Source organism: Streptomyces sp. NPDC041135 (genome assembly GCF_055592085.1).
Genome location: NZ_JBVIYZ010000003.1, coordinates 257,573 through 280,616, shown reverse-complemented (window position 1 = coordinate 280,616; position 23,044 = coordinate 257,573). Strand labels below are relative to the sequence as shown.

The following is a 23,044-nucleotide window of genomic DNA, read 5'->3' as shown; positions in this document are numbered from 1 at the left end:
CCCATGGATCATGAGCAGCGACAGGTCACCGATTCGTACTGGCTCCAGACGGCCCCCGGCCCCTCCCACCCCGTCCTGACCGAGGACCTCGAGGTCGACGTGGCCGTCATCGGCGCGGGCATGGCCGGACTGAGCACCGCGCACGAGCTGGCCCGGGCGGGGCTCGGGGTGGCGGTGCTGGAGGCCGACCGGGTGGCGGCCGGCGTCACGGGGCACACCACCGCCAAGCTCACGGCGCTGCACACGCTGATCTACGACAAGCTGCGGCGCACCCGTGGCGCGGAGGGGGCACGGCTGTACGCCCGCTCCCAGTCGGAGGCGGTCGAGCACGCGGCCGCGCTGGTGGCCGAGCTGGGCGTCGACTGCGAGTGGGAGCGGCGGGACGCCTACACCTACGTCGAGGACCCGGCGCGGGCCGAGGAGGTGCGGGCGGAGGCGGAGGCCGCCCGGGAGGCGGGGCTGGCGGCCTCGTTCGTGACGGAGACCGGGCTGCCGTTCCCGGTGGCGGGCGCGGTCCGGGTGACCGGGCAGGCGCAGTTCCATCCCCGCAAGTACCTGCTGGCCCTCACCGAGGACCTGCTCGCGCGCGGTGGCCAGGTGTTCGAGGGCACCCGGGTGACCGGTCTGGAGGAGGGTGAGCCGTGCCGGCTGACGACGGACACGGGAGCCACGGTCACCGCCCGCGAGGTCGTCGTCGCCACCCACTACCCGGTGTTCGACCGGGCGCTGCTGTTCACCCGCCTCTCCCCGCGCCGGGAACTGGTCGTGGCCGGGACGGCGGACGCCGCGCAGGACCCCGGCGGCATGTACATCACCACCGAGCAGGGCACCCGCTCGGTGCGCAGCGCGTCCTCGGGCCGGGACGGGCAGCGGCTGCTGGTGTTCACCGGGGAGCACTTCACGCCCGGCACCGGTGACACCCCGGCCCGCTTCGAGCGCCTCGCCTCCTGGGCCGAGGAGCACTTCCCCGGGGTGGACCTCACCTACGCCTGGGCCACGCAGGACAACGACTCCACGGACACCGTGCCGCTGGTCGGCCCCCTGCACCCGGGCGCCCGGCACACGTACGTGGCGACCGGTTTCGGCGGCTGGGGGATGAGCGGCGGCATCATGGCCGGCCGGCTGCTCGGCGCGCTGATCACCGGCCGGGAGTGCGCGTGGAGCGAGCTGTACGACCCGCGGCGGATGAAGTCGGCGGTGCGCGAGGGGACGTCGTTCCTCAAGCACCAGGCGCAGGTGGCGGGGCACTTCGTCGGCGACCGGCTGCGGCCGCCGTCGTCGGTGGACGACCTGGCGCCCGGCGAGGGCGCGCTGGTGCGGGTCGGGGCCCACCGGGTCGCCGCCTACCGCGACGAGCAGGGCCGGCCGCACGCCGTCTCGGCCCGCTGCACCCACATGGGCTGCCTGGTCTCCTTCAACCGCTCCGAGCGGGCCTGGGAGTGCCCCTGCCACGGCTCGCGCTTCGGCGTGGACGGCGAGGTGCTTCAGGGCCCGGCCACCGAGCCGCTGGAACCGCGCGAGCTGTAACGGCGTCCCGGGCGCCGCCGCCGCCCGGGTGACTGCGGCGCCGCGCCACGAGTCATATCAGCCGACAATCGTTCATATAGTCCTACGTTCGTGCGGTGATCCCACATGTACGACGCCTCGCCGCCGCCTGTGCCCTGAGCGCCGCCGCCCTGGCCCTCGCGGCCTGCGGCGCCGACGAGCCCTCCAGCACCGTCCGCCCGGCCCCCGCCCGGCCGGCGGCCCCGCCCGCGTCCCGCCCGCCGACGCTCACCCCCGGCCCGGGCGGCCTGACCCCGGTCTTCGAGCACGGGCCGCGCACCGCCGGCAAGACCGTCGCGTTCACCTTCGACGCCGACATGACCGCCGACCAGGGGCCGCGCGCGGCGTCCGGCGAGCACTTCGACAACCCCGCGCTCATCGGCACGCTGCGCACGCTGCGCGTACCGGCGACCGTGTTCATGACCGGCCGGTGGGCGGAGCAGTATCCGACCCAGGCCCGTTCCCTCGGCCAGGACCCGCTGTTCGAGGTCGCCAACCACTCCTACAGCCACTACGCGTTCACCGGGGACTGCTACGGCCTGCCCGACGTGGCCCCGGACCGGATGCGGGCGGACGTCGAGCACGCGTACACCGCCTTCCACCAGGCGGGCCTGCGGACCGTGACGCCCTACTTCCGCTTCCCCGGCGGCTGCTACGACCGCCAGGCGCTGCGGGCGCTCAGCGGTCTCGGCGTCACGGCGGTGCAGTGGGACGTGGTGAGCGGCGACGCCTTCGCCACGGACGCGGACGCGGTCGCCCGGCAGGTGCTGGACGGGGTGAAGCCGGGCTCGGTCGTGGTCATGCACTGCACCCGCAGCGCCGCCCCGACGACCGAGCAGGTCGTACGCACCGTCGTCCCGCAGCTGCGCGCCCGCGGTTTCCGCTTCGTCAAGGTGTCCCAGCTGATCGGCGCGACCGCCGGCCACCGCTGACCGCCGCGCCCCGGGCGCCCGCCGCAGCGGTTGCGCCGCCCCTTAGGGTGGTCTCCCGTGAACTCCGCCCCAGCATCCCCCGGTGACACGCGCGACGAGGCGCCGCAGTACGTGCTGCCGCTCGTCGTACGGATCGAACGGGCGGACCCGCCGCCCCGCACGGACGCCCTGGAGACCGCCGCCCGGGCCGTGCTGGTCCTGCTCAGCGACGAGCGGGCGCTCGGCGACGGCGAGTGGGCGCCGTCCGTGCGCGCCTGGGAGGACGCCCGTATCCGCAAGGTCGTCCGGCGGGCCCGCGGGGCGGAGTGGCGGCGCGCCGGGACCCTGCCCGGCATCACGGTGACCGGCAAGTCCGCCGAGGTCCGGGTCTTCCCGCCGGTCCCCCTGGACGGCTGGCCCAAGGACCTGGCGAAGCTCCAGGTGTCCGGGACCGACCTGGACGACCCCGAGCCCCCCGCCGACGCCGACCCCGCACAGCCCGTCCTGTGGCTGAACCCCGGCCTCGACATGTCGGCCGGCAAGGCGATGGCCCAGACCGGCCACGGCGCCCAGCTGGCCTGGTGGGCCCTGCCCGACACCGCCCGCACCGCCTGGCGCGACGCGGGCTTCCCCCTGTCCGTACGCCCGGCACCCACAGCCACCTGGCACCACCTCACCACCTCCGGCCTCCCCCTGGTCCGCGACGCCGGCTTCACGGAGATCGCCCCCGGCTCCTGCACGGTGGTGGCCGACCACCCGGCACTGCGCTAGCGGCATCCACGGCCGCCTCCGGGAGGCAGTTGCCTGCCGTCCTGCTTCGCAGTACCGCGGGCCGCTGTCCTTGGGCAGACGACCGGCCTTCGCTGTTACGTCGGGGATCAGCACCGCGATGTGGCCGCGCAGCGTCGCCGCGCGGGTGGCTGGCTCAAGTGGGTCGGCTTCGGCAAGGACTTCGACGTCAACACGGGGCCGTGGGAACTCCGGCTCATGGAGACACCGACAGCGAAGTCGACACTCGACCAGTACAACCGGCCCCCCGAGTGAACCAAGCCCCTACGTCCGCCGACGGTCCTTTCGGATCCTCCGCGAAGCTCAAATATTGCTCTGAAGGCACTCGCCCGGGGGTTCGGGGATCAGGGGCGGGGCCATACCTTCGTCACGGGTCCGGGGGGCCGGTCGGAGGGGGAGGGGTCATGGTGGTGTTGGGGACGGGGATCGGGTGGCGGCCGGAGATCGCGGACGCGGTGGAGCGGATGCCCGGCATCGAGTGGGTGGAGGCGGTCGCGGAGAACGTCTGCCCCGGGCACCTGCCCGAGTCGCTGCTGCGGCTGCGCGCGCGGGGTGTGACCGTCGTCCCGCACGGGGTCTCGCTCGGTCTCGGCGGTGCGGACCGGCCCGACGCGCAGCGGCTGGCGGCGTTGGCCGAGCGGGCCGTGGCGTTCGGGTCGCCGCTGGTCAGCGAGCACATCGCGTTCGTGCGGGCGGGCGGCGCGCTGACCGCGTCGCCCCGGCTGGAGGCGGGGCACCTGCTGCCCGTGCCGCGTACCCGGGACGCCCTGGACGTGCTGTGCGAGCACGTGCGGATCGCGCAGGACGCGCTGCCGGTGCCGCTGGCCCTGGAGAACATCGCCGCGCTGATCTCCTGGCCCGGCGAGGAGATGACCGAGGGGCAGTTCCTGTACGACCTCGCCGACCGCACCGGCGTACGGCTGCTGATCGACGTGGCGAACCTGCACACCAGCCACGTCAACCGGGGCGAGGACCCCGCCGCGGCACTGGACGCGCTGCCGCTGGAGGCCATCGCCTACGTCCACGTCGCGGGCGGCTTCGAGCGCGACGGCGTCTGGCACGACAGCCACGCCCATCCCGTGCCCCGGGCGGTCCTGGACATCCTGGGCGACCTCGCCTCCCGGGTGACGCCGCCCGGGGTGCTGCTGGAGCGCGACGAGGACTTCCCCGAGCCGGATGAGCTGGAGGGGGAGCTGGCGGCGATCCGGCAGGCCGTGCGCACCGGACGGGCGAAGGGGGGCGCCGAGCGCGAGGGCGGGGCGCGTGCGGGCGCGGCGGGCGCGGCGGGCGCTGCCGTATCCGTGGCGGGGGCCGCCGCGGGGGCCGGGTCCGGGGGCGGGGTGGCGGTGCTGGCGGCGCCGCGGGCCCCCTCCCGCGCCGGTGAGGACGCCCGGCAGCGGCTCGCGGTGGCGCAGGCGGCCGTGCTGTCGTCGCTGGTGGCCGGGACGCCGGTGCCGGAGGGGTTCGACCGGGTCCGGATGGGTGTGCAGGCGCGGGCGCTCGCCGCGAAGCGGGCCGGGGTCGTGGCGAAGGTGGCGCCCGAGCTGCCGGAGATCCTCGGGGCGGGGTACCGGGAGGCGTTCCTGGAGTACGCCCGCGCCCGGCCGATGACCGACGGCTACCGGCGCGACGCCCTGGACTTCGCGGGGCGGCTGCTGCGCGCGGGGCTGCCGCGGGACCCGGCGGCGCGGCGTGAGCTGCGCGACTGGTGGCGGGAGCGGTCGGGGCCGGCTCCGCGGCGGCGGCCGGTGGCCCGGGCCGTGCGGGCCGCGGGGCGGGTGCTGGGGCGCGGGGGGCCGGCGCGGCCGCAGTAATATGCCGTTCGCGCACCCGTGCGAGCCACACCGGCGTGCGGTGCCGCACCAGGAGGCACCATGCGACCACGACCCCCGATCGAGGGCCGAGGCATCTTCAGCGGGACCGGGCTCATCGTCACCGCCCTGGCCGCGACGCTCGTGGCGCTCCTCGTCCCGCTCTGGTCGTACGCCGGCCGGTCCGCGACGGCCGGCGCGGACGTGCTGAGCGCGCACACCGTCACCACCCCCTACGGGCCGCTGTCCGACCAGGACCGCGACTTTGTCACCAAGGTCCGGCTGGCCGGGCTGTGGGAGCTGACCGCCGGGCAGCTGGCCGGGCGCGAGGGCACCACCCCGGCCGTACGCACGGCCGGACAGCACCTGGTCGACGGGCACACCGCACTCGACGCGCACGTGCGGATCGTCGCCTCGCGGCTCGGCGTGCCGCTGCCCGACGAACCCAACGAGCAGCAGGAGCAGTGGCTCGCGACCCTGCGCGCGGCGCACGGCACGGACTTCGACCGGCAGTTCGCCACCATCCTGCGGCTCGCGCACGGCAGGGTGTTCTCACTGGTCGCCCAGGTCCGCGCCGGCACCCAGAACGCGCTGGTCCGCGATCTCGCCGACGACGCGGAGGCGACCGTGCTGGACCACATGAAGGTCCTGGAGGCGACCGGGTACGTGGACTTCGCCGCCCTCGCCCGGGACCTGGCCGCCGGTGCCTCGCCGGTGCCCACGCCGCCGCTGGTGGAGCCCGGCGCGGCGGTCCCGGTCGGCCCCTCGGCGCCCCCGGTGTACCCGCTGCCGCCCGCCGCCACCAGTGCGCCACCGGCGACGGCCCCCTGAGGCCGGCGATCCCGCCGAGAGCGAACGCAACGTCACAAACCGGCCACACTGTGTCCGGATAGTGAACAGGGCATGGTGTTTCGCGGATCCCGGGCATAGAAACTTGTCATGTTCTGGGTCCTCCTGCTCCTCCTGGCCTGGGCCGTCGCCGGCATCGCGTGCACCCGGCTGTGCCTGGCCGCCGTACGCTCCGCCGCCGTCGACGCGGACGGCGCGAGCGTCCGCCCCGGCGCGGCCGGCGCCGGCGGGGACCACGACCTGACGCTGTACGAGGCGGCGTTCCTCTCCGGCGGCCCCGCCCGGGTCGCCGATCTGACCCTGGTCTCCATGGCGCGGCAGCGGCGGCTGCTGCTCGCGCACACCGGGTGGGCGACCGTCGTCGACCCGCGCGGCCGGGACGACATGGAGCGGTCGGTGCTCGGCGCCATCGGCCCGGAGGGGCAGTCCCGGATCGCTCCGGTACGGTCCGCCGCCGCCCGCGCCGAGGCGGTACGGCGGCTCGGCGAGCGGCTGGTCCGCGCCGGTCTCGCCGTGCCCGAACAGGCCGGTACGAACGTCGCGTCCGCCGTCCGCCAGGTCCGCGCCGCCGCGGTGGCCGTGCTCGGGCTGGGCGTGACCGCGCTGCTGCTGCCCGGGCCGGCCGGTATGCCGCGCCACCTGCTCGCCCTGTGGTTCGCCCTCCCCCTCGTGGTGTCCCTGAGCTGCCTGGCCATCACCCGGGTCGAGGCGCACCCCACCTCCCGCTGGGCCTCCCCGGCCGGGCAGCGGCTGCTGAGCACGCTGAAGCGGCCGGCGGGCGGCGGCGAGGGCGACGACCGGGGTTTCCTCACCCGGGTCGCCGTACGCGGCATACGGGCGATCGGCGAGCCGGAGCTGCGCGCGGCCTTCGCCCACCGCGACCAGCCCTGGCGGGAGTGAACCGGCCCGGAGTGAACGGGCCCGGAGTGAACGGGCCTTCCGGGGGCGCACGGGGAGCATTGGCGCCGACACCGGCGGCCGGTGCTTGCCTTCACCCGCGGCCGCACGAAACATCCCTTCTGTCGCTGCGGGCCCCCGGGTCCGGAGTGCCGCCGGGCCGTGGCCGCGAGCCACGGCTGCCGCGCTCCGAAGGGATACGCCATGAGAGCCGCCGTCTGCTGCTCGGCCGCCGCGTCCGTGCTCCTGACCGCCCTCGCCGCCACCCCCGCGGACGGCTCGGCCACCGCCCCCGGCGCGCCGGTGACCGGACGGCACGGCACGGCTCCGACCCCGCGAGGAGGTACGGCGCCGGCCGGGCAGCACGGTACGCCGCCGGCCTGGCTGCGAGGTAGGGAACCGGCCGGGCTGCGGGGCACCGCGCCGGCCGAGCTGCGCGGTACCGCGGTGGCCGCGGCGCGCGCCCGGGCGGCCGGGATCGACTTCGGGACGTGCTCCGCCGAGCAGGACGCGCCGGGCAGCCTCGAGTGCGGCACGGTGACCGTCCCGCTGGACTACGCCCACCCGGGCGGCAAGCAGATCACCCTGACCGTCAGCCGGGTACGGGCCACCGGGAAGGACCCGGGCAGCAGCGGGCGCCCGGTGCCCCGACAGGGCGCCCTCGTCTACAACCCCGGCGGCCCCGGCGCCTCCGGCATGTACTTCCCGCTGATCGGCGCGGTCCCGCCGTGGAAGGGGATCGCCGCCGCCTACGACCTCGTCGGCTACGCCCCGCGCGGGGTGGGCCGCTCGGCGCCGCTGTCCTGCCAGGACCCCAAGCGGCTCGGCACGGGCCCCACCCAGGCGCCCACCCACCCCTCGCAGGCGTACAAGAGGGAGCGCGTCGCGCGGGCCAGGGCCTACGCGCGCGGCTGCGCCGAGCGGTCCGGCGACCGGCTGCGGTTCTCCACCTCGCTGAACAACGCCCGCGACCTCGACGTGCTGCGCGCCGCCCTCGGCGAGGACCGGCTCACGTTCATGGGAGCCTCGTACGGGACCTACTTCGGGGCCCTGTACGGGACGCTGTTCCCCTCCCACGTGCGGCGGATGGTGCTGGACGCGCCGGTCGACCCCGATCCCGCGCGGATCTGGTACCGCGACAACCTCGACCAGTCGGCCGCGTTCGAGGGCCGCTGGGCGGACTTCCGCGAGTGGGTCGCCCGCCACGACGACGTGTACGGACTCGGCGCGACGGCCGAGCGGGTGGGCCGCGCCTACGACACGGCGCGGGCCCGCCTGGCGGTCCACCCGGCCGGCGGGACGGTGGGGCCGGGACAGCTCCAGGACGCGTTCCTGTCGGCCGGCTACTACGACGACTTCTGGCCCAGCCGCGCGCAGGCGCTGTCGGCGTACCTCAAGGGCGACCCGAAGCCGCTGGTCCGGCTGGCCGCGCCGGACCCGCGGACGGCGGCCGAGGCGGAGAACGCCGGCGCCGTCTACACGGCCGTCGAGTGCAACGACGCGCCCTGGCCGACGGACTGGGCGGTGTGGGACCGCGACAACACCCGCCTCGCGCGCGTGGCGCCGTTCGAGACCTGGGACAACGCCTGGGCGAACCTGCCGTGCGCCTACTGGCCCGGCCCCCGGCAGCGGCCGCTCGACGTGCGGACCGGGCCGGGCGAGCTGCCGCCGGTGCTGATCCTCGCGGCGGAGCGGGACGCGGCCGCCCCGTACGCCGGGGCGCTGGAGATGAACCGGCGCCTGTCGGACTCGGTGCTGGTGACCGAGCGGGACGCGGGCACGCACGGGATCGGGGGCGGCCCCAACCGCTGCGTCAACGCCTACCTGGAGGCCTATCTGCTCCAGGGACGGCTCCCGGTGCGGCGGGCGGCCTGCGCGCCGCACCCGGAGCCGGTCCCCTCCGGAGCCCGCGCCGGCACGGGCACCGGCGAGGCACGCAAGGGCGGGACCGGCCGGCGCTGAGGCCCCGGACCCGGCCCTCGCGAAAGCCTCAGGCCAGGCCCGCCACCAGGTCCGCGACGTCCTTGCGGCGGCCCGTGTAGAACGGCACCTCCTCGCGGACGTGCATCCGAGCCTCGGAGGCGCGCAGGTGACGCATGAGGTCGACGATGCGGTACAGCTCGTCGGCCTCGAAGGCGAGGATCCACTCGTAGTCGCCGAGGGAGAAGGAGGCGACCGTGTTGGCGCGCACGTCCGGGTAGCCGCGGGCCATCTTGCCGTGGTCGGCGAGCATGCGGCGGCGGTCCTCGTCGGGCAGCAGGTACCAGTCGTAGGAGCGCACGAAGGGGTAGACGCTCACGTAGTCGCGGGGCGTCTCGTCGGCGAGGAACGCCGGGATGTGCGAGCGGTTGAACTCCGCCGGGCGGTGCAGCGCCATGTTCGACCAGACCGGCTCCAGGGCGCGGCCCAGCCTGGTGCGGCGGAAGAGGTTGTACGCCTCCTGGAGCTGGTCGCTGGTCTCGGCGTGCCACCAGATCATGACGTCGGCGTCGGCGCGCAGGCCGGAGACGTCGTAGGTGCCGCGGATCGTCACGTCCTTGGCGGCGAGCTGGTCGAACAGCTCCTGGACCTCGTCGGCGTAGCCCGCGCGGTCCTCGGGCAGCACGTCCTTCAGCCGGAAGACGGACCACAGGGTGTAGCGGATGACATCGTTGAGGTCCTTGGCCAGCTTGCCCTTGTTCGGGATCCTGCCGGACTCGGTGGTGGGGGCGTCGTCACTCATGTCCCTCATTCTCCCGCTCCCCCGTGCAGGCTCTGCACCGGGTGGGCCATCAGTTCCCGGGCCGCGCGCAGGTCGCCGCCGAGCTGGTCCACCGCCGCGTTCGCGCTCGCGACGCAGGCCGGGATGCCGACGCCGTCGTACTGCGCGCCGCACACCGCGAGGCCGGGCAGCGCGGCGACGTGGGCGCGGATGCGGGCCACGCGCGCGTGGTGGCCGACCGGGTACTGGGGCAGGCCGTCGGTCCAGCGGGTGACGCGGGCCTCGAGGGGAGCGGCGTCCAGGCCGGTGGCGGCCCGCAGGTCGCGCCGGGAGACCTCCACCAGCTCGGCGTCGGTGAGCTGGAGCACCGCCGTCTCACCGTGCCGGCCGACGGAGGTGCGCAGTACGGCGACACCGGGGTCCTCGTCGGCGATCCAGCCCCACTTCTGGGAGGCGAACGTCGACGCCTTGATGGCGCGGCCGTCGACGGGCGGCACGAGGAAGCCGCTGCCTTCGGGCAGGCCGAGGCCGGCGCGGCGGTAGGCGAGGGTGACCAGGGCCATGGAGGCGTACTCGACGGCGGCCAGCTCGGCGGCGGCCGCAGGGGCCTCGGCGCGCAGCAGCGCGGCGGCGGCCGGGGCGGGTACGGCGACGATCACGGCGTCGGCGTGCAGGACCCGGTCACCGGCGACGACCCGCCAGGCCGTGCGCGCGGACCCGGCGCCGTCCGCCGCGGCCGTGCGGCGCAGCTCCGTCACCGGTGCCCCGGTCAGGATCTCGCCGCCGCGCGCGCGGACCGATCCGGCGACGGCGAGCGGCAGCGATCCGACGCCGCCCTCGATGCCCATGAAGACGGGTCCGCTCTGCGGCGCGGCGGCCGCCCTGGCCTGGATCGCGCGGACGGCCTCGGTGAGGGAGTCGTGGGTGCAGGCGGCCTGGTAGAGCTGGGGCACGGCCGAGCGCATCGACAGACGGTAGGCGTCGCCCGCGTAGACCCCGCCGAGGAGGGGCTCGACCAGCCGGTCGACGACCTCGTGGCCGAGGCGCGCCGCCACGTACTCCCCCACGGCCACGTCGTCGCCGACCTCCGTGCGGGGCAGTTCGGCGTCGCGTCCGATCCGGGCCAGGCCCTCGGCGGAGAGCACCCCGGCGAGGGCGTCGGCGGACCCGGGGACGCCCATCACATGGCCCTTGGGCATGGGGCGCAGGGCGCCGCGGGTCCAGAGGGCGGCGGTGGCGGTGGCGGGTGTGCGCAGCCGGCCGGCGAGACCCACCTCGCGGGCCAGGCCGACCGCCTCGGGGCGGCGGGCCAGCATCGACTCGGCGCCCAGGTCGACGCGGACGCCCGCGATCTCGCCGGGCCGCAGCTTGCCGCCGACCCGGCCGGACGCCTCCAGGACGGTCACGCGCGCGCCGCGCTCCAGCAGCCGGTGAGCCGCGGCCAGCCCAGCGATCCCGGCTCCCACGACGACGACGTGACCGGTGCCCGTACCCGTACCCGTTGCGCTCATGGCCTCCACTCTCTCAGACCCCGCCGGCGCTCCCGCCCGGGCCCGGCGCCCGTCCCGCCGTCCGGTGCGGGGTCGGTGCCGGTGTCCCCGCCGAGTCCGGACCGTGACCGCATCGGGACCGGTGGCCGCCAACGTTCCGGGCCGGGGCGCCGTCGAAGGAACACCGGTGGCCGGCCGGTTCCGGCACGTTCCAGCGAAGAGGGGTATCCGCCGATGCGCACACCACGTCCCGCACGCTCCGCCCAGGCCCTGGCCGGGGTCCTGCTCGCCGTCTGCCTCGGGCTCACCGCCTGCGGGGGCTCCGCCTCCTCGGACGCCTCCGCCGGCGACAAGGCCGCCCGGGCCGCCGACGGCAAGGCCGCCCCCGACACCGGCGTCCGGGCGGGCGGCGGCTCGTCGGAAGCCGGGGGCGCCTCCCGCGCCGGGGCGCGCGTGGCGGTGCCGAGCGCCGTCATCCGCACCGCCTCCCTCACCGTGCGGGTCGCGGACGTGCCCGGGGCGCTGGCCTCGGCCCGCGCGGCGGCCGAGGACGCGGGCGGCTACGTCGGCAAGGAGACCACCGGCCGGGACGCGGCGGGCCACGAGCGCACCCGGGTGGTGCTGCGGGTGCCCGCCGACGCGTACGACGACGTCCTCGCCTCGCTGGAGGGCGAGGGGAAGCTGATCCGCCGCAGCGCGCAGGCGCGGGACGTCACCGACCAGGTCGTCGACGTGGACAGCCGCGTCAGGTCGCAGCGGGCCAGCGTGGCCCGGGTCCGCGCGCTGATGGACCGGGCGGCCGAGATCGCTGACGTCGTCGCGCTGGAAGGGGAACTGAGCAGCAGGGAGGCGGACCTGGAGGCGCTGCTCGCCCGCCAGGCGTCCCTGAAGGACCGCACGAGCCTGGCGACCATCACCCTGTCGCTGACCGCGAAGCCGGCCGCCGAGGCGCCGGGCGACAGCGCCCCCGGACCGGCCGACGCCCTGGCGGGCGGCTGGCACGCCTTCGTCACGATGCTGCGCTGGATCGTCCTCGCCCTGGGTGCGGTGCTGCCGTTCGCCGCGCTCGCGGCGCTGCTCGCGCTGATGTGGCTGCGGATCGTCCGGCCACGGCTGCCGCGCCGCGCGGCTCCCGCGCCCGTGACGACCGCGGTGGGCCCGCTCCCGCAGGCCCGCCCGGCACCGGAGGCGGCCGCCCACGGGCGCGAGCCCGGCCAGGCGGACTGAGCCGGGTGCCGGACCGGGTGCCGGGTCGACCCGGCCGGGGACCGGGCCCGGGCGGCGGGCGGGCACCCCGTAGCGTGTCGGCATGACGATGCGTGCGGCGGGACGGGGCGGGGCGGAGCGGCTGGTCGTGATCGGCGGGGACGCCGCGGGGATGTCCGCGGCATCGCAGGCACGGCGGCTGCGCGGACCCGGCGAACTGGAGATCGTGGCCTTCGAGCGGGGCCACTTCACCTCCTACTCGGCGTGCGGGATCCCCTACTGGGTGGGCGGCGACGTGGCCGGGCGCGACGAGCTGGTCGCCCGGACGCCCGAGGAGCACCGCGCGCGCGGCATCGACGTCCGGCTGCGCACCGAGGTCACCCGCATCGACGTGGCGGGTCGGCGGGTGCGCGCGCGGGACGGCTCCGGCACCGAGTCCTGGACGTCGTACGACAAGCTCGTGATCGCGACCGGTGCCCGCCCGGTCCGGCCTGACCTGCCGGGCGTGGACGCCCCCGGGGTGCACGGCGTGCAGACCCTGGACGACGGCCAGGCCCTGCTGGACACCCTGGACGCCACGCGGGGCCGCCGGGCCGTGGTCGTCGGCGCCGGGTACATCGGCGTGGAGATGGCCGAGGCGCTGATCAAGCGGGGCTACGAGGTGACGGTCGTCAACCGCGGCCGGGAGCCGATGTCCACGCTGGACCCGGACATGGGCCGTCTGGTGCGCCGGGCCATGGAGGGCCTCGGCATCACCATGGTGAACGGCACGGCGGTCACCGGGCTGCCCACCGGCGCGGACGGCCGGGTGCGCGCGGTCGCCACCGAGGACGGCGAGCACCCGGCGGACGTGGTGGTGCTCGGCATCGGGGTGCGCCCGGAGACGGGCCTGGCCCGGGCGGCTGGCCTGCCCCTGGGCGAGCACGGGGGCCTGCTGACCGACCGGGCGATGCGGGTCACCGGCCACGACGACATCTGGGCGGGCGGTGACTGCGTCGAGGTGCTGAACCTGGTCTCCGGGCAGCGGGCGCACGTCCCGCTCGGCACCCACGCCAACAAGCACGGTCAGGTCATCGGCACCAACGCGGGCGGTGGGTACGCCACCTTTCCCGGTGTGGTCGGCACGGCGGTGAGCAAGGTCTGCGACCTGGAGATCGCCCGCACCGGGCTGCGCGAGAAGGACGCCCACCGGGTCGGCCTGCGGTTCGAGTCGGTCACCGTCGAGTCGACCAGCCGCGCCGGCTACTACCCCGGCGCCTCCCCGATGACGGTCAAGATGCTCGCCGAGCGCCGCACGGGACGGCTGCTCGGCGTGCAGATCGTGGGCCGGGAGGGCGCGGCGAAGCGGGTCGACGTCGCCGCGGTGACGCTGACCGCGCAGCTGACGGTGGAGCAGATGACGGCCCTTGACCTGGGGTACGCGCCGCCGTTCTCACCGGTGTGGGACCCGGTGCTGGTGGCCGCGCGGAAGGCGGCGGCGAAGGTCCGGTCGGCGGAGTGATCCGGTCGGCCGAGTGACGTCCCGGCGCCGCTACGCCGTCCCGCTGATGCGGGGCAGGGAGGCCACCGACGCCCCGGCGGCCGGCGTCGGGCCGGACGACAGCGCGGTGCCGGACGACAGCCCGGCGCCGGAGGACACCGCGGCGGGCTGCTCCCCCGCCGGCCGGGCGTGCGCGGCGCCCGGCCGGGCCGAGCGCAGCCGGTGGCTCACCGCCTCGTCCAGCGTCACGGGCCGCCGCAGTTGGGCGGCCAGCCGGCCCGCCTCCTGGCCGAGCCGCGCGACGTCCTCCCAGGGCAGCCGTACCAGCAGGGCGATCTCCGCCTCCCCGTCGGGCAGGGCGTGCATCACCGGAACCTGTGGGGCAACTCGCTCGTCCATCGCCTGATCCTCACGTCGGTTGCCGACACATACGCACGCACCGGCGCGGGCGTTCACCGATTCACCGGCCGCGGCCGGGGCACTGGATCCGTGTGGTCATCCCCGTTCATGACGTCAATCCGGTGCGCCGCACCCCCTGGGTGACGTATGCGCTGATCGCCGTCAACGTGCTGGTGTTCCTGGCCATGCCCGGCACGGCGGACGCCGTGACCGGCGGCGGGCTGGTCCGGCTGTGCCGCCTCCAGGCCTTCATGGACCACTGGGCCGCGGTGCCCCGCGAGCTGATCCACCATCAGCTGCCGCGGACGGTGCCGACGGGCCAGGTGGGCGTGGGCCCGCAGGGGCCGGGCTGTGTGGTGGGGCCGCCGGGCTACGACAAGTCGCCGCCGCTGTCGGTCCTGACGGCGATGTTCCTGCACGGCGGCCGGCTGCACCTGCTGGGCAACATGCTGTTCCTGCTGATCTTCGGCAACAACGTCGAGGACCGCATGGGCCACCTGCGCTACCTGGTCTTCTACGTCGTCTGCGGCTACGCGGCCGGGTACGGCTTCGCCCTGCTGAACGCCGGCTCGGCCGAACCGCTGATCGGCGCCTCCGGGGCGATCGCCGGCGTCCTCGGCGCCTACCTGGCGCTGTATCCGCGGGCCCGGGTGTGGGTGCTGGTGCCGTTCCTGGTCTTCCTGCCGCTGCGGCTGCCGGCCTGGCTGGTGCTCGGCTTCTGGTTCGGGCTCCAGGCGGTGTACTCGGCCGGCCACGGCGTCTCCGGCACCGCGACGGTCGCGTACGCGGCGCACGTCGTCGGCTTCGTCGCCGGGCTGCTGCTGGCGCTGCCGCTGCGCCCGGGCACCCCGCCCCCGCCGGAGCCGCCCGGCCTGCTGTTCGGCAGGCGGGCCCGGCCCCGGCACGGCTGGTGAGGGCGGCGCGCCCGGTGCGGGCGCGGCGGGCGCCGGGTCAGCGCGCGGTGAGGGTGTGGACGTGGTCCACCAGGCGGGTCAGCGCGTCCGGGTCGGTGTTCGGCATGACGCCGTGGCCGAGGTTGAAGATGTGTCCCTCCAGGCCCGCGGCCGCGTCCAGGACCTCACGGGTGCGGGTCTCGACGGCCTCGGTGGTGGAGAACAGCACCGTCGGGTCGAGGTTGCCCTGGAGCGCCTTGCCGGGGCCGACGCGGCGGGCGGCCTCGTCCAGCGGGACGCGCCAGTCGACGCCGACGACGTCCGCGCCGGCCTCGCCCATCAGGTTCAGCAGCTCACCGGTGCCGACGCCGAAGTGGATGCGGGGCACGCCGTACCCGGCGACGGCCCGGAACACCTTGGCCGAGGCGGGCATGACGTAGCGGCGGTAGTCGGCGGGGGCCAGGGCGCCCACCCAGGAGTCGAACAGCTGGACGGCGCTCGCGCCCGCCTCGATCTGCACCTTGAGGAAGGCCGCCGTGATGTCGGCGAGGCGGTCGAGGAGGTCGGCCCACAGTCCGGGGTCGCCGTACATGATCGCCTTGGCGTTCTCGTACGTGCGGGACGGGCCGCCCTCGACCAGGTAGCTCGCCAGGGTGAACGGCGCGCCCGCGAAACCGATCAGCGGGGTGGCGCCCAGCTCGGCGGTGAGCAGGCCGATCGCCTCGGTGACGTAGGAGACGTCCGCGGGCGTGAGGTCGCGCAGCCGGGCGAGGTCGGCGCGGGTGCGGATGGGCCGCTCCACGACCGGGCCGACGCCGGGCTTGATGTCCAGGTCGATGCCGATGGCCTTCAGCGGGACGACGATGTCGCTGAAGTAGATCGCCGCGTCCACCTGGTGCCGGCGCACCGGCTGGAGCGTGATCTCGGTGACCAGCTCCGGCCGCATGCAGGACTCGAGCATCGGGATGCCCTCGCGCACCTTGCGGTACTCGGGCAGGGAACGGCCGGCCTGGCGCATGAACCACACGGGCGTGTGGGGTACGGGCTCACGCCTGCACGCCTTGAGGAAGGCTGACTCTCTCAGCGCGTCGGACGCCGCTGCCGGCTGCTGGCCCGTGGGGCTGGGGTTGACACTCACGACGGCAAGTCTCGCACGGCCGCGCGGCGGAGGCGGCCGTGGCCTCCTGGGGTGTGCCTCCCTGCGCCGGGCCGCTGTTCCCCTTACTCTTCCCCGCATGGCTGCGGCTCAGGGACGACTGTCGGACGGCGCTGACGGAACGGGTGACGGAAAGGGCGACGGGGAGGCGGAGGAGCATGCGGGCAGCGCGGTGCCGCCGGCCTTCCGGGCCGCGGTCGAGGGGCTGCGCACCGCGCGGCTGCGGCCGCAGGTCGAGGTGGAGCCGACCCCCGCGCCGAAGCGGCTGGCGCCGTTCGCGTACGCGCTGGAGGCGGTCGTGGTCGACGGCGAGCAGGAACTCGCCGACGGCCGGCTGGTGCTGCTGCACGATCCGGCCGGGCACGACGCCTGGCGCGGCACCTTCCGGCTGGTGACGCTGGTGCGGGCGGAGCTGGAGCCGGAGATGGCGGCCGATCCGCTGCTGCCCGAGGTGTGCTGGTCGTGGCTGACCGGGGCCCTCCAGGCGCGCGGGCTGGCCTGCAGCGAGCCGAGCGGCACCGTCACCCGGGCCGGCTCGCACTACTTCGGGGGGCTGTCCGAGCGGCCGCCGGCCTCGCAGATCGAGATCCGCGCGTCCTGGACGCCGCGCGAGGGACTGGGCGGGGTGCCGGACACCGCCGCCCACCTCGCCTCCTGGTGCGACCTGCTGGCCCAGGTCGGCGGTCTGCCGCCGGCCGGTCCCGGGGACGCCTCGGTGGTCACGCTGCCGCAGCGCAGGGACCCGCAGTCCCGCTGAACCGGTCCTGAAGCGACCCGGACCCGCCCAGACCTGATCCCGCCCCGACCCGCCGCACCGCCGCTCCGTGCCGCCGCCCGTGCCGCGGGTCGACGCGTGCTGCCGCCGCCGGGTCAACGCGAGGTGCGCCGACTCACCCCGCATTGACCCTCTCTTTGTCGATACGGCCACTTTCGATCCCGGTCGTGCACACGCCGAACCGATTCGATCTTCGGATGATCGATCGCGCGTCCGAATTGCACAGATTGTTACTCACTAGATCGTGATCATCCTCTAAAGGCGGACGGGTTCGGTGCCGAAGACGACTGTGACCTTGAAAGCACGGTTCGTCCCGGCTTCCTCCCCACAAGCCGGCCCCGTCCCCCACCCAGGAGGCCTGGTGTCCGTTCTCCTCGAGCAACCCGCAAGCCTGGTCGCCTACCGCCCGAACAAGCCGACCGCCATGGTGGTCGTGGCCGACCCGCGCGTCCGCTCCACCGTCACCCGCCATCTGTGGGCGCTCGGTGTGCGCGACGTCATCGAGGCCTCGTCCGTCGCGGAGGCTCGTCCCCGCATCGGCAACCCCCGCGACATCTGCGTCGCCGACGTCCACCTCCCCGACGGCTCCGGTCTGACCCTGCTGTCCGAGACCCGTGCCGCCGGATGGCCCAACGGCCTGGCCCTGTCCGCCGCCGACGACATCGGCGCCGTGCGCAACGCCCTGGCCGGCGGCGTCAAGGGCTACGTCGTCACCGGCACCCGGACCAACATCGGGCTCCCCACCCGGCCGGGCGCCGCCCCCATCGGCTCCGCCGCCGCCCGTATGCACCGCCGCCCCCCGGGTGCCCCGAGCCACCCGGGCGGCTACCGGGAGCTGTCCGGCCGCGAGGTCGAGGTGCTGCGGCTGGTCGCCGAGGGCCAGTCGAACAAGGCGATCGGCGTCTCCATGGGCCTGTCCGCGCTGACCGTCAAGAGCCACCTCGCCCGGATCGCCCGCAAGCTGGGCACCGGCGACCGCGCCGGCATGGTGGCCGTGGCCCTGCGCACCGGCATCATCCACTGACCCCGCTCCCGGCCACCGCGCCCGTGACCCCTTCCGCCGTCCCGTCCGCCCGCGACTCCGCCGCCCCCGCCTCCCCCTCCTGATCGTTCACTCGCGTGAACCGCGAGTTTCACCGACGTGACTGGTTTACGACCCTCCGGCGCCCGTCGACGGAACGTTCCGGCGACGGGCGCTGTCCCCACACAGATACCCTTGACAGGTGACCGACGCCCAAGAGACCGCCGCAGCAGACAGCACCCTGCGAACCGCCGGGGAGATCCCCGCGGACGACGCCGGACCTTCTGTGACGGGGACGCCGGTCCCACTGCTCGAACCGCGCGAGGGCATCCCGCCCGTCGTCGCCGACGAGGCCGCGCTCGCCGAGGTGATCGCCGCCTTCGCCGCCGGGTCCGGCCCCGTCGCCGTCGACGCCGAGCGCGCCTCCGGCTACCGCTACGGCCAGCGCGCCTACCTGGTGCAGCTGCGCCGCGAGGGCGCCGGCACCGCGCTCGTCGACCCCGTCGCCTGCCCCGACCTCTCGGGTCTCGGCGAGGCCCTGTCCGGCGTCGAGTGGGTGCTGCACGCCGCCACCCAGGACCTGCCCTGCCTGCGCGAAATAGGCATGGTGCCCAGCCGCCTGTTCGACACCGAGCTGGCCGGCCGGCTCGCCGGCTTCCCCCGGGTCGGCCTCGGCGCGATGGTCGAGGGCGTCCTGGGCTTCGTCCTGGAGAAGGGCCACTCCGCCGTCGACTGGTCGACCCGCCCGCTGCCCGAGCCGTGGCTGCGCTACGCCGCCCTGGACGTCGAACTCCTCGTCGACCTGCGGGACGCGCTGGAGAAGGAGCTGGACCGGCAGGGCAAGCTGGAGTGGGCCCGGCAGGAGTTCGACGCGATCGCCTCGGCGCCGCCCGCCGAACCGCGCAAGGATCCCTGGCGCCGGACGTCCGGCATGCACAAGGTGCGGCGCCGGCGGCAGCTGGGCGTCGTACGGGAGCTGTGGCAGACCCGGGACCGGATCGCCCAGCGCAGGGACGTCTCCCCCGGCAAGGTGCTGTCCGACGCGGCGATCGTGGAGGCGGCGCTTGCCCTGCCCTCCACCGTGCACGCGCTGGCCGCGCTGAACGGGTTCGGGCACCGCATGGGGCGGCGCCAGCTGGAGCAGTGGCAGGCGGCCGTCGACCGGGCCAAGGCGCTCCCGGACTCCGCGCTGCCCCAGCCCGGGCAGTCGGTGGCCGGTCCGCCGCCGCCCCGCGCCTGGGCCGACAAGGACCCGGCGGCCGCGGCCCGGCTGTCCGCCGCCCGGGCCGGGGTGTCCGCGCTGGCGGAGGAGCTGACCATGCCGCCGGAGAACCTGATCGCCCCGGACGCGGTGCGGCGGGTGTGCTGGGAGCCGCCGGCACCGGTCGACGCCGAGTCGGTCCGGGACGCGCTGACGGCGTACGGCGCCCGGGCCTGGCAGGTGGAGCAGGTGACACCGGCGCTGGTCAAGGCGCTCACCGCGACCGCGGCCACGGGCTGACCCGGGGCTCCCCGGCCGGCCGCGGGGCCTGGCGGAGCGGGCCCGGGGCGTCGAGATCGCGCCAAGATCCGGACGCGACGGCACCCCGCCGGCCCGGGGCCGGTGTGACGTTCACCGCTTGGCCGGGTAGGGGTGTGCAGCTACGTTACCCACAAGTAGCATGGGTTCTGAGCGCGCGCTCAGCTCTTGCGCGCCGCAGCAGTGCCACCCCGCACCCTGGAGGAGAGCCATCGTGCCTCGTACCGTCAGGGACGTCGTCTTCGTCGACGGCGTCCGTACCCCGTTCGGCAAGGCGGGCCCGAAGGGCATCTACCACGAGACCCGTGCCGACGACCTCGTCGTCAAGGCGATCCGGGAGCTGCTGCGCCGCAACCCCGGACTGGACCCGAAGAAGATCGACGAGGTCGCCATCGCCGCGACCACGCAGATCGGTGACCAGGGCCTGACCCTCGGCCGTACGGCCGGCCTCCTCGCCGGTCTGCCCCAGTCGGTGCCCGGCTACTCGATCGACCGCATGTGCGCGGGCGCCCTGACCGCCGTCACCACCACCGCTGGCTCCATCGCCTTCGGCGCGTACGACGTCGTCATCGCCGGCGGCGTCGAGCACATGGGCCGCCACCCCATGGGCGAGGGCGTCGACCCCAACCCGCGGTTCGTCAGCGAGAAGCTGGTCGACGAGTCCGCCCTGTTCATGGGCATGACCGCGGAGAACCTGCACGACCGCTACCCGCAGATCACCAAGCTGCGCGCGGACGAGTACGCGGTGCGCTCGCAGGAGAAGGCCGCCAAGGCCTACGCCAACGGCAAGATCCAGGCCGACCTGGTGCCGGTCTCCGTGCGCCGCACCAACCCGGAGGCCGGGGAGACGGGCTGGGGCCTGGTCACCGCCGACGAGCCGATGCGCCCGGGCACCACCCTGGAGAACCTGGCGAACCTCAAGACGCCGTTCCGGGTGCACGGCCGGGTCACCGCGGGCAACGCCGCAGGACTCAACGACGGCGCCACCGCCTCCATCCTCGCCAGCGAGGACTTCGCCCGCGAGAACGACCTGCCGGTGAAGATGCGCCTGGTCTCCTACGCCTTCGCCGGCGTGGAGCCGGAGGTCATGGGCTACGGCCCGATCCCGGCGACCGAGAAGGCCCTCGCCAAGGCGGGCCTGTCGATCTCCGACATCGGCCTGTTCGAGATCAACGAGGCCTTCGCCGTCCAGGTGCTGGCCCTCCTCGACCACTACGGCATCGCCGACGACGACCCGCGCGTCAACCAGTACGGCGGCGCCATCGCCTACGGCCACCCGCTGGCCTCCTCCGGCGTCCGCCTGATGACGCAGCTGGCCCGCCAGTTCGAGGAACAGCCGAACGTCCGCTACGGCCTGACGACCATGTGCGTCGGCTTCGGCATGGGCGCCACGGTCATCTGGGAGAACCCGCACTTCGAGGGGGACAAGTGAGCAGCACCACCGAGCTTCTGAAGAAGGCTTCGGAACTCTTCCCCGACGAGGTCGTCACGCAGGCCCACGTACGCCACCTGGACCTGCCGTCCGGTGCCGGGCGCTTCGCGCTGATCACGCTGGACAACGGCCTGGACCACACCAAGCCGACCACCTTCGGCCCGGCCTCGCTGGCGAACCTCGACGCCGCGGTCGACCAGGTCGAGCGGGAGGCCGCGGCCGGTGAGATCGTCGGCGCCGGCATCACCGGCAAGCCGTTCATCTTCGCGGTCGGCGCCGACCTCAAGGGCGTTGAGCTGCTCCAGGAGCACGAACACGCGCTGGCCATCGGCAAGGGCGGCCACGAGGTCTTCAAGCGCCTCGCGACCCTCGCCGTCCCCACCTTCGCCTACTACAACGGCGCGGCGATGGGCGGCGGCGTCGAGGTCGGCCTGCACTGCACCTACCGCACGGTGTCCGCGGCCATCCCCGCGTTCTCCCTGCCCGAGGTCTTCCTGGGCCTGGTCCCGGGCTGGGGCGGCTGCACGATCCTGCCGAACCTGATCGGTCCGGAGAAGGCCGTCTCGGTCATCATCGAGAACTCGCTCAACCAGAACAAGCAGCTCAAGGGCGCGCAGGTCTACGAACTGGGCATCGCCGACGCCCTGTTCGAGGGCGCCGACTTCCTCGAGCAGTCGCTGATCTGGACGGCCGCCGTTCTCAAGGGCGAGATCGCCGTCGAGCGCCCGGCGATCGACCGCGGCGAGGCCTGGGACCAGGCCGTCGCCAAGGGCCGCTCCGTCGCGGACTCCAAGGTGCACGGGGCCGCCCCGGCCGCCTACCGCGCCCTCGACATCATCGCCGCCGCCAAGAACGGCGACCTCCAGCAGGGCTACGACGCCGAGGACCAGGCGCTCGCCGACCTCATCATGGGCGGCGAACTGCGCTCCGGCATCTACGCCTTCAACCTGGTGCAGAAGCGCGGCAAGCGCCCCGCGGGCGCCCCGGACAAGAGCCTGGCGCGCCCGGTCACCAAGGTCGGCGTCGTCGGCGCCGGTCTGATGGCCTCCCAGCTCGCCCTGCTGTTCCTGCGCCGCCTCGAGGTGCCCGTCGTGCTGACGGACATCGACCAGGAGCGCGTCGACAAGGGTGTGGGCTACGTCCGGGCCGAGATCGACAAGCTGCTCGGCAAGGGCCGCATCAACCAGGACAAGGCCAACCGCCTCAAGGCGCTGGTGACCGGCGTCCTGGACAAGGCCGAGGGCTTCGCGGACGCGGACTTCGTCATCGAGGCCGTGTTCGAGGAGATCGGCGTCAAGCAGCAGGTGTTCGCCGAGGTCGAGGCGGTCGCCCCGGCGCACGCGATCCTCGCCACCAACACCTCCTCCCTGTCGGTGTCGGAGATGGCGTCGAAGCTGAAGAACCCCGAGCGGGTCGTCGGCTTCCACTTCTTCAACCCGGTCGCGGTGCTGCCGCTGCTGGAGATCGTCCGCGGCGAGCAGACCGACGACGCCTCGCTGGCGACCGCCTTCGCGGTGGCCAAGAAGCTGAAGAAGACCGCGGTGCTGGTCAAGGACGCCCCGGCGTTCGTCGTCAACCGCATCCTGACCCGCTTCATGGGCGAGATCCAGAACGTCATCGACGAGGGCACCCCGGTCGAGGTCGCCGAGCGGGCGATCGAGCCGCTCGGTCTGCCGATGTCCCCGCTGGTGCTGCTGGAGCTGGTCGGTCCCGCGATCGGCCTGCACGTCTCGGAGACCCTCAACCGGGCCTTCCCGGACCGCTTCACGGTCTCCCCGAACCTCAAGGCGGTCGTCGAGGCGGGCAAGCGCGGCTTCTACGTCTACGACAGCGGCAAGCCGGAGCTGGACCCGGAGGTCGCCGCGCTGCTGAAGCAGGGCGACAGCGTCCTGACCGAGGAGCAGGTCCGCGAGCGGGTGCTGGACGCGGTGGCGCAGGAGATCGGGCTGATGCTCGACGAGGGCGTCGTCGCCGAGGCCCAGGACGTCGACCTCTGCCTCATCACGGGCGCCGGCTGGCCCTTCCACCTGGGCGGCATCACGCCGTACCTGGACCGCGAGGGCGTCTCGGAGCGCGTGAACGGCAAGAAGTTCCTGGCCCCGGGCGTGGCGAGCGTGCCCGCGTAACCCACCGGAACGCCGGGTCGGAGGGCCCCCGCCGCGGATGTCCG

At 74.9% G+C, this 23,044-nt stretch carries 20 protein-coding genes; 16 read left to right on the top strand and 4 right to left on the bottom strand.

The window, feature by feature from the left end; all coding sequences use genetic code 11:
- Window positions 1–3 precede the first annotated feature (3 nt).
- The 8 genes from ACZ6CZ_RS09485 to ACZ6CZ_RS09450 all read left to right on the top strand — a co-directional run bounded on the left by ACZ6CZ_RS09485 (window position 4) and on the right by ACZ6CZ_RS09450 (window position 8,764).
- A complete protein-coding gene (locus ACZ6CZ_RS09485; RefSeq protein ID WP_469017117.1) occupies window positions 4–1,527 on the top strand; it encodes an FAD-dependent oxidoreductase in 1,524 nt (507 codons plus the stop codon).
- A gap of 95 nt (window positions 1,528–1,622) precedes the next feature.
- Entirely contained in the window at window positions 1,623–2,477 is an 855-nt protein-coding gene (locus ACZ6CZ_RS09480) for a polysaccharide deacetylase family protein (protein ID WP_469017114.1), read from the top strand.
- A 57-nt stretch (window positions 2,478–2,534) separates the two neighbouring features.
- Window positions 2,535–3,227 carry a peptidyl-tRNA hydrolase gene (locus ACZ6CZ_RS09475; protein WP_469017112.1) on the top strand — a complete coding sequence of 231 codons (693 nt, stop codon included), beginning with the start codon at window positions 2,535–2,537 and terminating at the stop codon, window positions 3,225–3,227.
- A gap of 120 nt (window positions 3,228–3,347) precedes the next feature.
- Window positions 3,348–3,500 (top strand): hypothetical protein, encoded by a 153-nt coding sequence (locus ACZ6CZ_RS09470; protein WP_469017110.1) that lies wholly within the window; start codon window positions 3,348–3,350, stop codon window positions 3,498–3,500.
- 149 nt (window positions 3,501–3,649) lie between these two features.
- Complete coding sequence (locus ACZ6CZ_RS09465; RefSeq protein ID WP_469017107.1) at window positions 3,650–5,059, top strand: MbnB/TglH/ChrH family RiPP precursor modification enzyme; 1,410 nt, start codon at window positions 3,650–3,652, stop codon at window positions 5,057–5,059.
- 60 nt (window positions 5,060–5,119) lie between these two features.
- Window positions 5,120–5,887, top strand: a complete 768-nt coding sequence (locus ACZ6CZ_RS09460; RefSeq protein WP_469017105.1) for a DUF4142 domain-containing protein — start codon at window positions 5,120–5,122, stop codon at window positions 5,885–5,887.
- A 108-nt stretch (window positions 5,888–5,995) separates the two neighbouring features.
- On the top strand, window positions 5,996–6,805 hold the full coding sequence (locus ACZ6CZ_RS09455; protein ID WP_469017102.1) for a TIGR04222 domain-containing membrane protein: 810 nt from the start codon (window positions 5,996–5,998) through the stop codon (window positions 6,803–6,805).
- Between the two features lie 201 nt (window positions 6,806–7,006).
- On the top strand, window positions 7,007–8,764 hold the full coding sequence (locus ACZ6CZ_RS09450; RefSeq protein ID WP_469017100.1) for an alpha/beta hydrolase: 1,758 nt from the start codon (window positions 7,007–7,009) through the stop codon (window positions 8,762–8,764).
- A gap of 28 nt (window positions 8,765–8,792) precedes the next feature.
- On the opposite strand, the gene hemQ is transcribed toward ACZ6CZ_RS09450, so the two are convergent.
- Window positions 8,793–9,524: a hydrogen peroxide-dependent heme synthase gene (gene hemQ, locus ACZ6CZ_RS09445; protein ID WP_469017098.1), complete on the bottom strand. Its 732-nt coding sequence runs from the start codon at window positions 9,522–9,524 to the stop codon at window positions 8,793–8,795.
- 5 nt (window positions 9,525–9,529) lie between these two features.
- Entirely contained in the window at window positions 9,530–11,014 is a 1,485-nt protein-coding gene (hemG, locus tag ACZ6CZ_RS09440; protein WP_469017095.1) for a protoporphyrinogen oxidase, read from the bottom strand.
- 213 nt (window positions 11,015–11,227) lie between these two features.
- Here hemG and ACZ6CZ_RS09435 point away from each other — a divergent pair, with 213 nt between their 5' ends.
- A complete protein-coding gene (locus ACZ6CZ_RS09435; protein WP_469017093.1) occupies window positions 11,228–12,220 on the top strand; it encodes a DUF4349 domain-containing protein in 993 nt (330 codons plus the stop codon).
- A gap of 82 nt (window positions 12,221–12,302) precedes the next feature.
- Window positions 12,303–13,700: an FAD-dependent oxidoreductase gene (locus ACZ6CZ_RS09430; RefSeq protein ID WP_469017090.1), complete on the top strand. Its 1,398-nt coding sequence runs from the start codon at window positions 12,303–12,305 to the stop codon at window positions 13,698–13,700.
- Between the two features lie 30 nt (window positions 13,701–13,730).
- On the opposite strand, the gene ACZ6CZ_RS09425 is transcribed toward ACZ6CZ_RS09430, so the two are convergent.
- Window positions 13,731–14,078 (bottom strand): hypothetical protein, encoded by a 348-nt coding sequence (locus tag ACZ6CZ_RS09425; RefSeq protein WP_469017087.1) that lies wholly within the window; start codon window positions 14,076–14,078, stop codon window positions 13,731–13,733.
- Between the two features lie 92 nt (window positions 14,079–14,170).
- Between ACZ6CZ_RS09425 and ACZ6CZ_RS09420 the strand changes: the two genes are divergently transcribed.
- Complete coding sequence (locus ACZ6CZ_RS09420; RefSeq protein ID WP_469017085.1) at window positions 14,171–14,992, top strand: rhomboid family intramembrane serine protease; 822 nt, start codon at window positions 14,171–14,173, stop codon at window positions 14,990–14,992.
- A 37-nt stretch (window positions 14,993–15,029) separates the two neighbouring features.
- Here the strand turns inward: ACZ6CZ_RS09420 and hemE are convergent, their stop codons facing one another.
- Window positions 15,030–16,109 carry a uroporphyrinogen decarboxylase gene (gene hemE, locus ACZ6CZ_RS09415; protein WP_469017082.1) on the bottom strand — a complete coding sequence of 360 codons (1,080 nt, stop codon included), beginning with the start codon at window positions 16,107–16,109 and terminating at the stop codon, window positions 15,030–15,032.
- A 97-nt stretch (window positions 16,110–16,206) separates the two neighbouring features.
- On the opposite strand from hemE, the gene ACZ6CZ_RS09410 reads away from it, so the two are divergent.
- From ACZ6CZ_RS09410 to ACZ6CZ_RS09390, 5 genes are all read left to right on the top strand, one after another.
- On the top strand, window positions 16,207–16,884 hold the full coding sequence (locus tag ACZ6CZ_RS09410) for a DUF3000 domain-containing protein (RefSeq protein WP_469017079.1): 678 nt from the start codon (window positions 16,207–16,209) through the stop codon (window positions 16,882–16,884).
- Between the two features lie 379 nt (window positions 16,885–17,263).
- Window positions 17,264–17,926 carry a response regulator transcription factor gene (locus ACZ6CZ_RS09405; protein ID WP_129305965.1) on the top strand — a complete coding sequence of 221 codons (663 nt, stop codon included), beginning with the start codon at window positions 17,264–17,266 and terminating at the stop codon, window positions 17,924–17,926.
- A 199-nt stretch (window positions 17,927–18,125) separates the two neighbouring features.
- Window positions 18,126–19,424 (top strand): ribonuclease D, encoded by a 1,299-nt coding sequence (locus ACZ6CZ_RS09400; RefSeq protein WP_469017076.1) that lies wholly within the window; start codon window positions 18,126–18,128, stop codon window positions 19,422–19,424.
- 232 nt (window positions 19,425–19,656) lie between these two features.
- Window positions 19,657–20,874 carry a thiolase family protein gene (locus ACZ6CZ_RS09395; RefSeq protein WP_469017074.1) on the top strand — a complete coding sequence of 406 codons (1,218 nt, stop codon included), beginning with the start codon at window positions 19,657–19,659 and terminating at the stop codon, window positions 20,872–20,874.
- Window positions 20,871–23,000: a 3-hydroxyacyl-CoA dehydrogenase NAD-binding domain-containing protein gene (locus tag ACZ6CZ_RS09390; RefSeq protein WP_469017071.1), complete on the top strand. Its 2,130-nt coding sequence runs from the start codon at window positions 20,871–20,873 to the stop codon at window positions 22,998–23,000. The genes ACZ6CZ_RS09395 and ACZ6CZ_RS09390 overlap by 4 nt, the downstream gene beginning before the upstream one ends.
- The last annotated feature ends 44 nt before the right edge of the window (window positions 23,001–23,044 follow it).

Excerpts from the sequence above, each read along its gene's own strand:
- ACZ6CZ_RS09430 (WP_469017090.1), top strand. The coding sequence starts at position 12,303 with ATGACGATGCGTGCGGCGGGACGGGGCGGGGCGGAGCGGCTGGTCGTG.
- ACZ6CZ_RS09455 (WP_469017102.1), top strand. The coding sequence starts at position 5,996 with ATGTTCTGGGTCCTCCTGCTCCTCCTGGCCTGGGCCGTCGCCGGCATC.
- hemQ (WP_469017098.1), bottom strand. The coding sequence starts at position 9,524 with ATGAGTGACGACGCCCCCACCACCGAGTCCGGCAGGATCCCGAACAAG.
- hemG (WP_469017095.1), bottom strand. The coding sequence starts at position 11,014 with ATGAGCGCAACGGGTACGGGTACGGGCACCGGTCACGTCGTCGTCGTG.
- ACZ6CZ_RS09410 (WP_469017079.1), top strand. The coding sequence starts at position 16,207 with ATGGCTGCGGCTCAGGGACGACTGTCGGACGGCGCTGACGGAACGGGT.
- ACZ6CZ_RS09425 (WP_469017087.1), bottom strand. The coding sequence starts at position 14,078 with ATGGACGAGCGAGTTGCCCCACAGGTTCCGGTGATGCACGCCCTGCCC.
- ACZ6CZ_RS09450 (WP_469017100.1), top strand. The coding sequence starts at position 7,007 with ATGAGAGCCGCCGTCTGCTGCTCGGCCGCCGCGTCCGTGCTCCTGACC.
- ACZ6CZ_RS09435 (WP_469017093.1), top strand. The coding sequence starts at position 11,228 with ATGCGCACACCACGTCCCGCACGCTCCGCCCAGGCCCTGGCCGGGGTC.
- ACZ6CZ_RS09460 (WP_469017105.1), top strand. The coding sequence starts at position 5,120 with ATGCGACCACGACCCCCGATCGAGGGCCGAGGCATCTTCAGCGGGACC.
- ACZ6CZ_RS09485 (WP_469017117.1), top strand. The coding sequence starts at position 4 with ATGGATCATGAGCAGCGACAGGTCACCGATTCGTACTGGCTCCAGACG.
- ACZ6CZ_RS09465 (WP_469017107.1), top strand. The coding sequence starts at position 3,650 with ATGGTGGTGTTGGGGACGGGGATCGGGTGGCGGCCGGAGATCGCGGAC.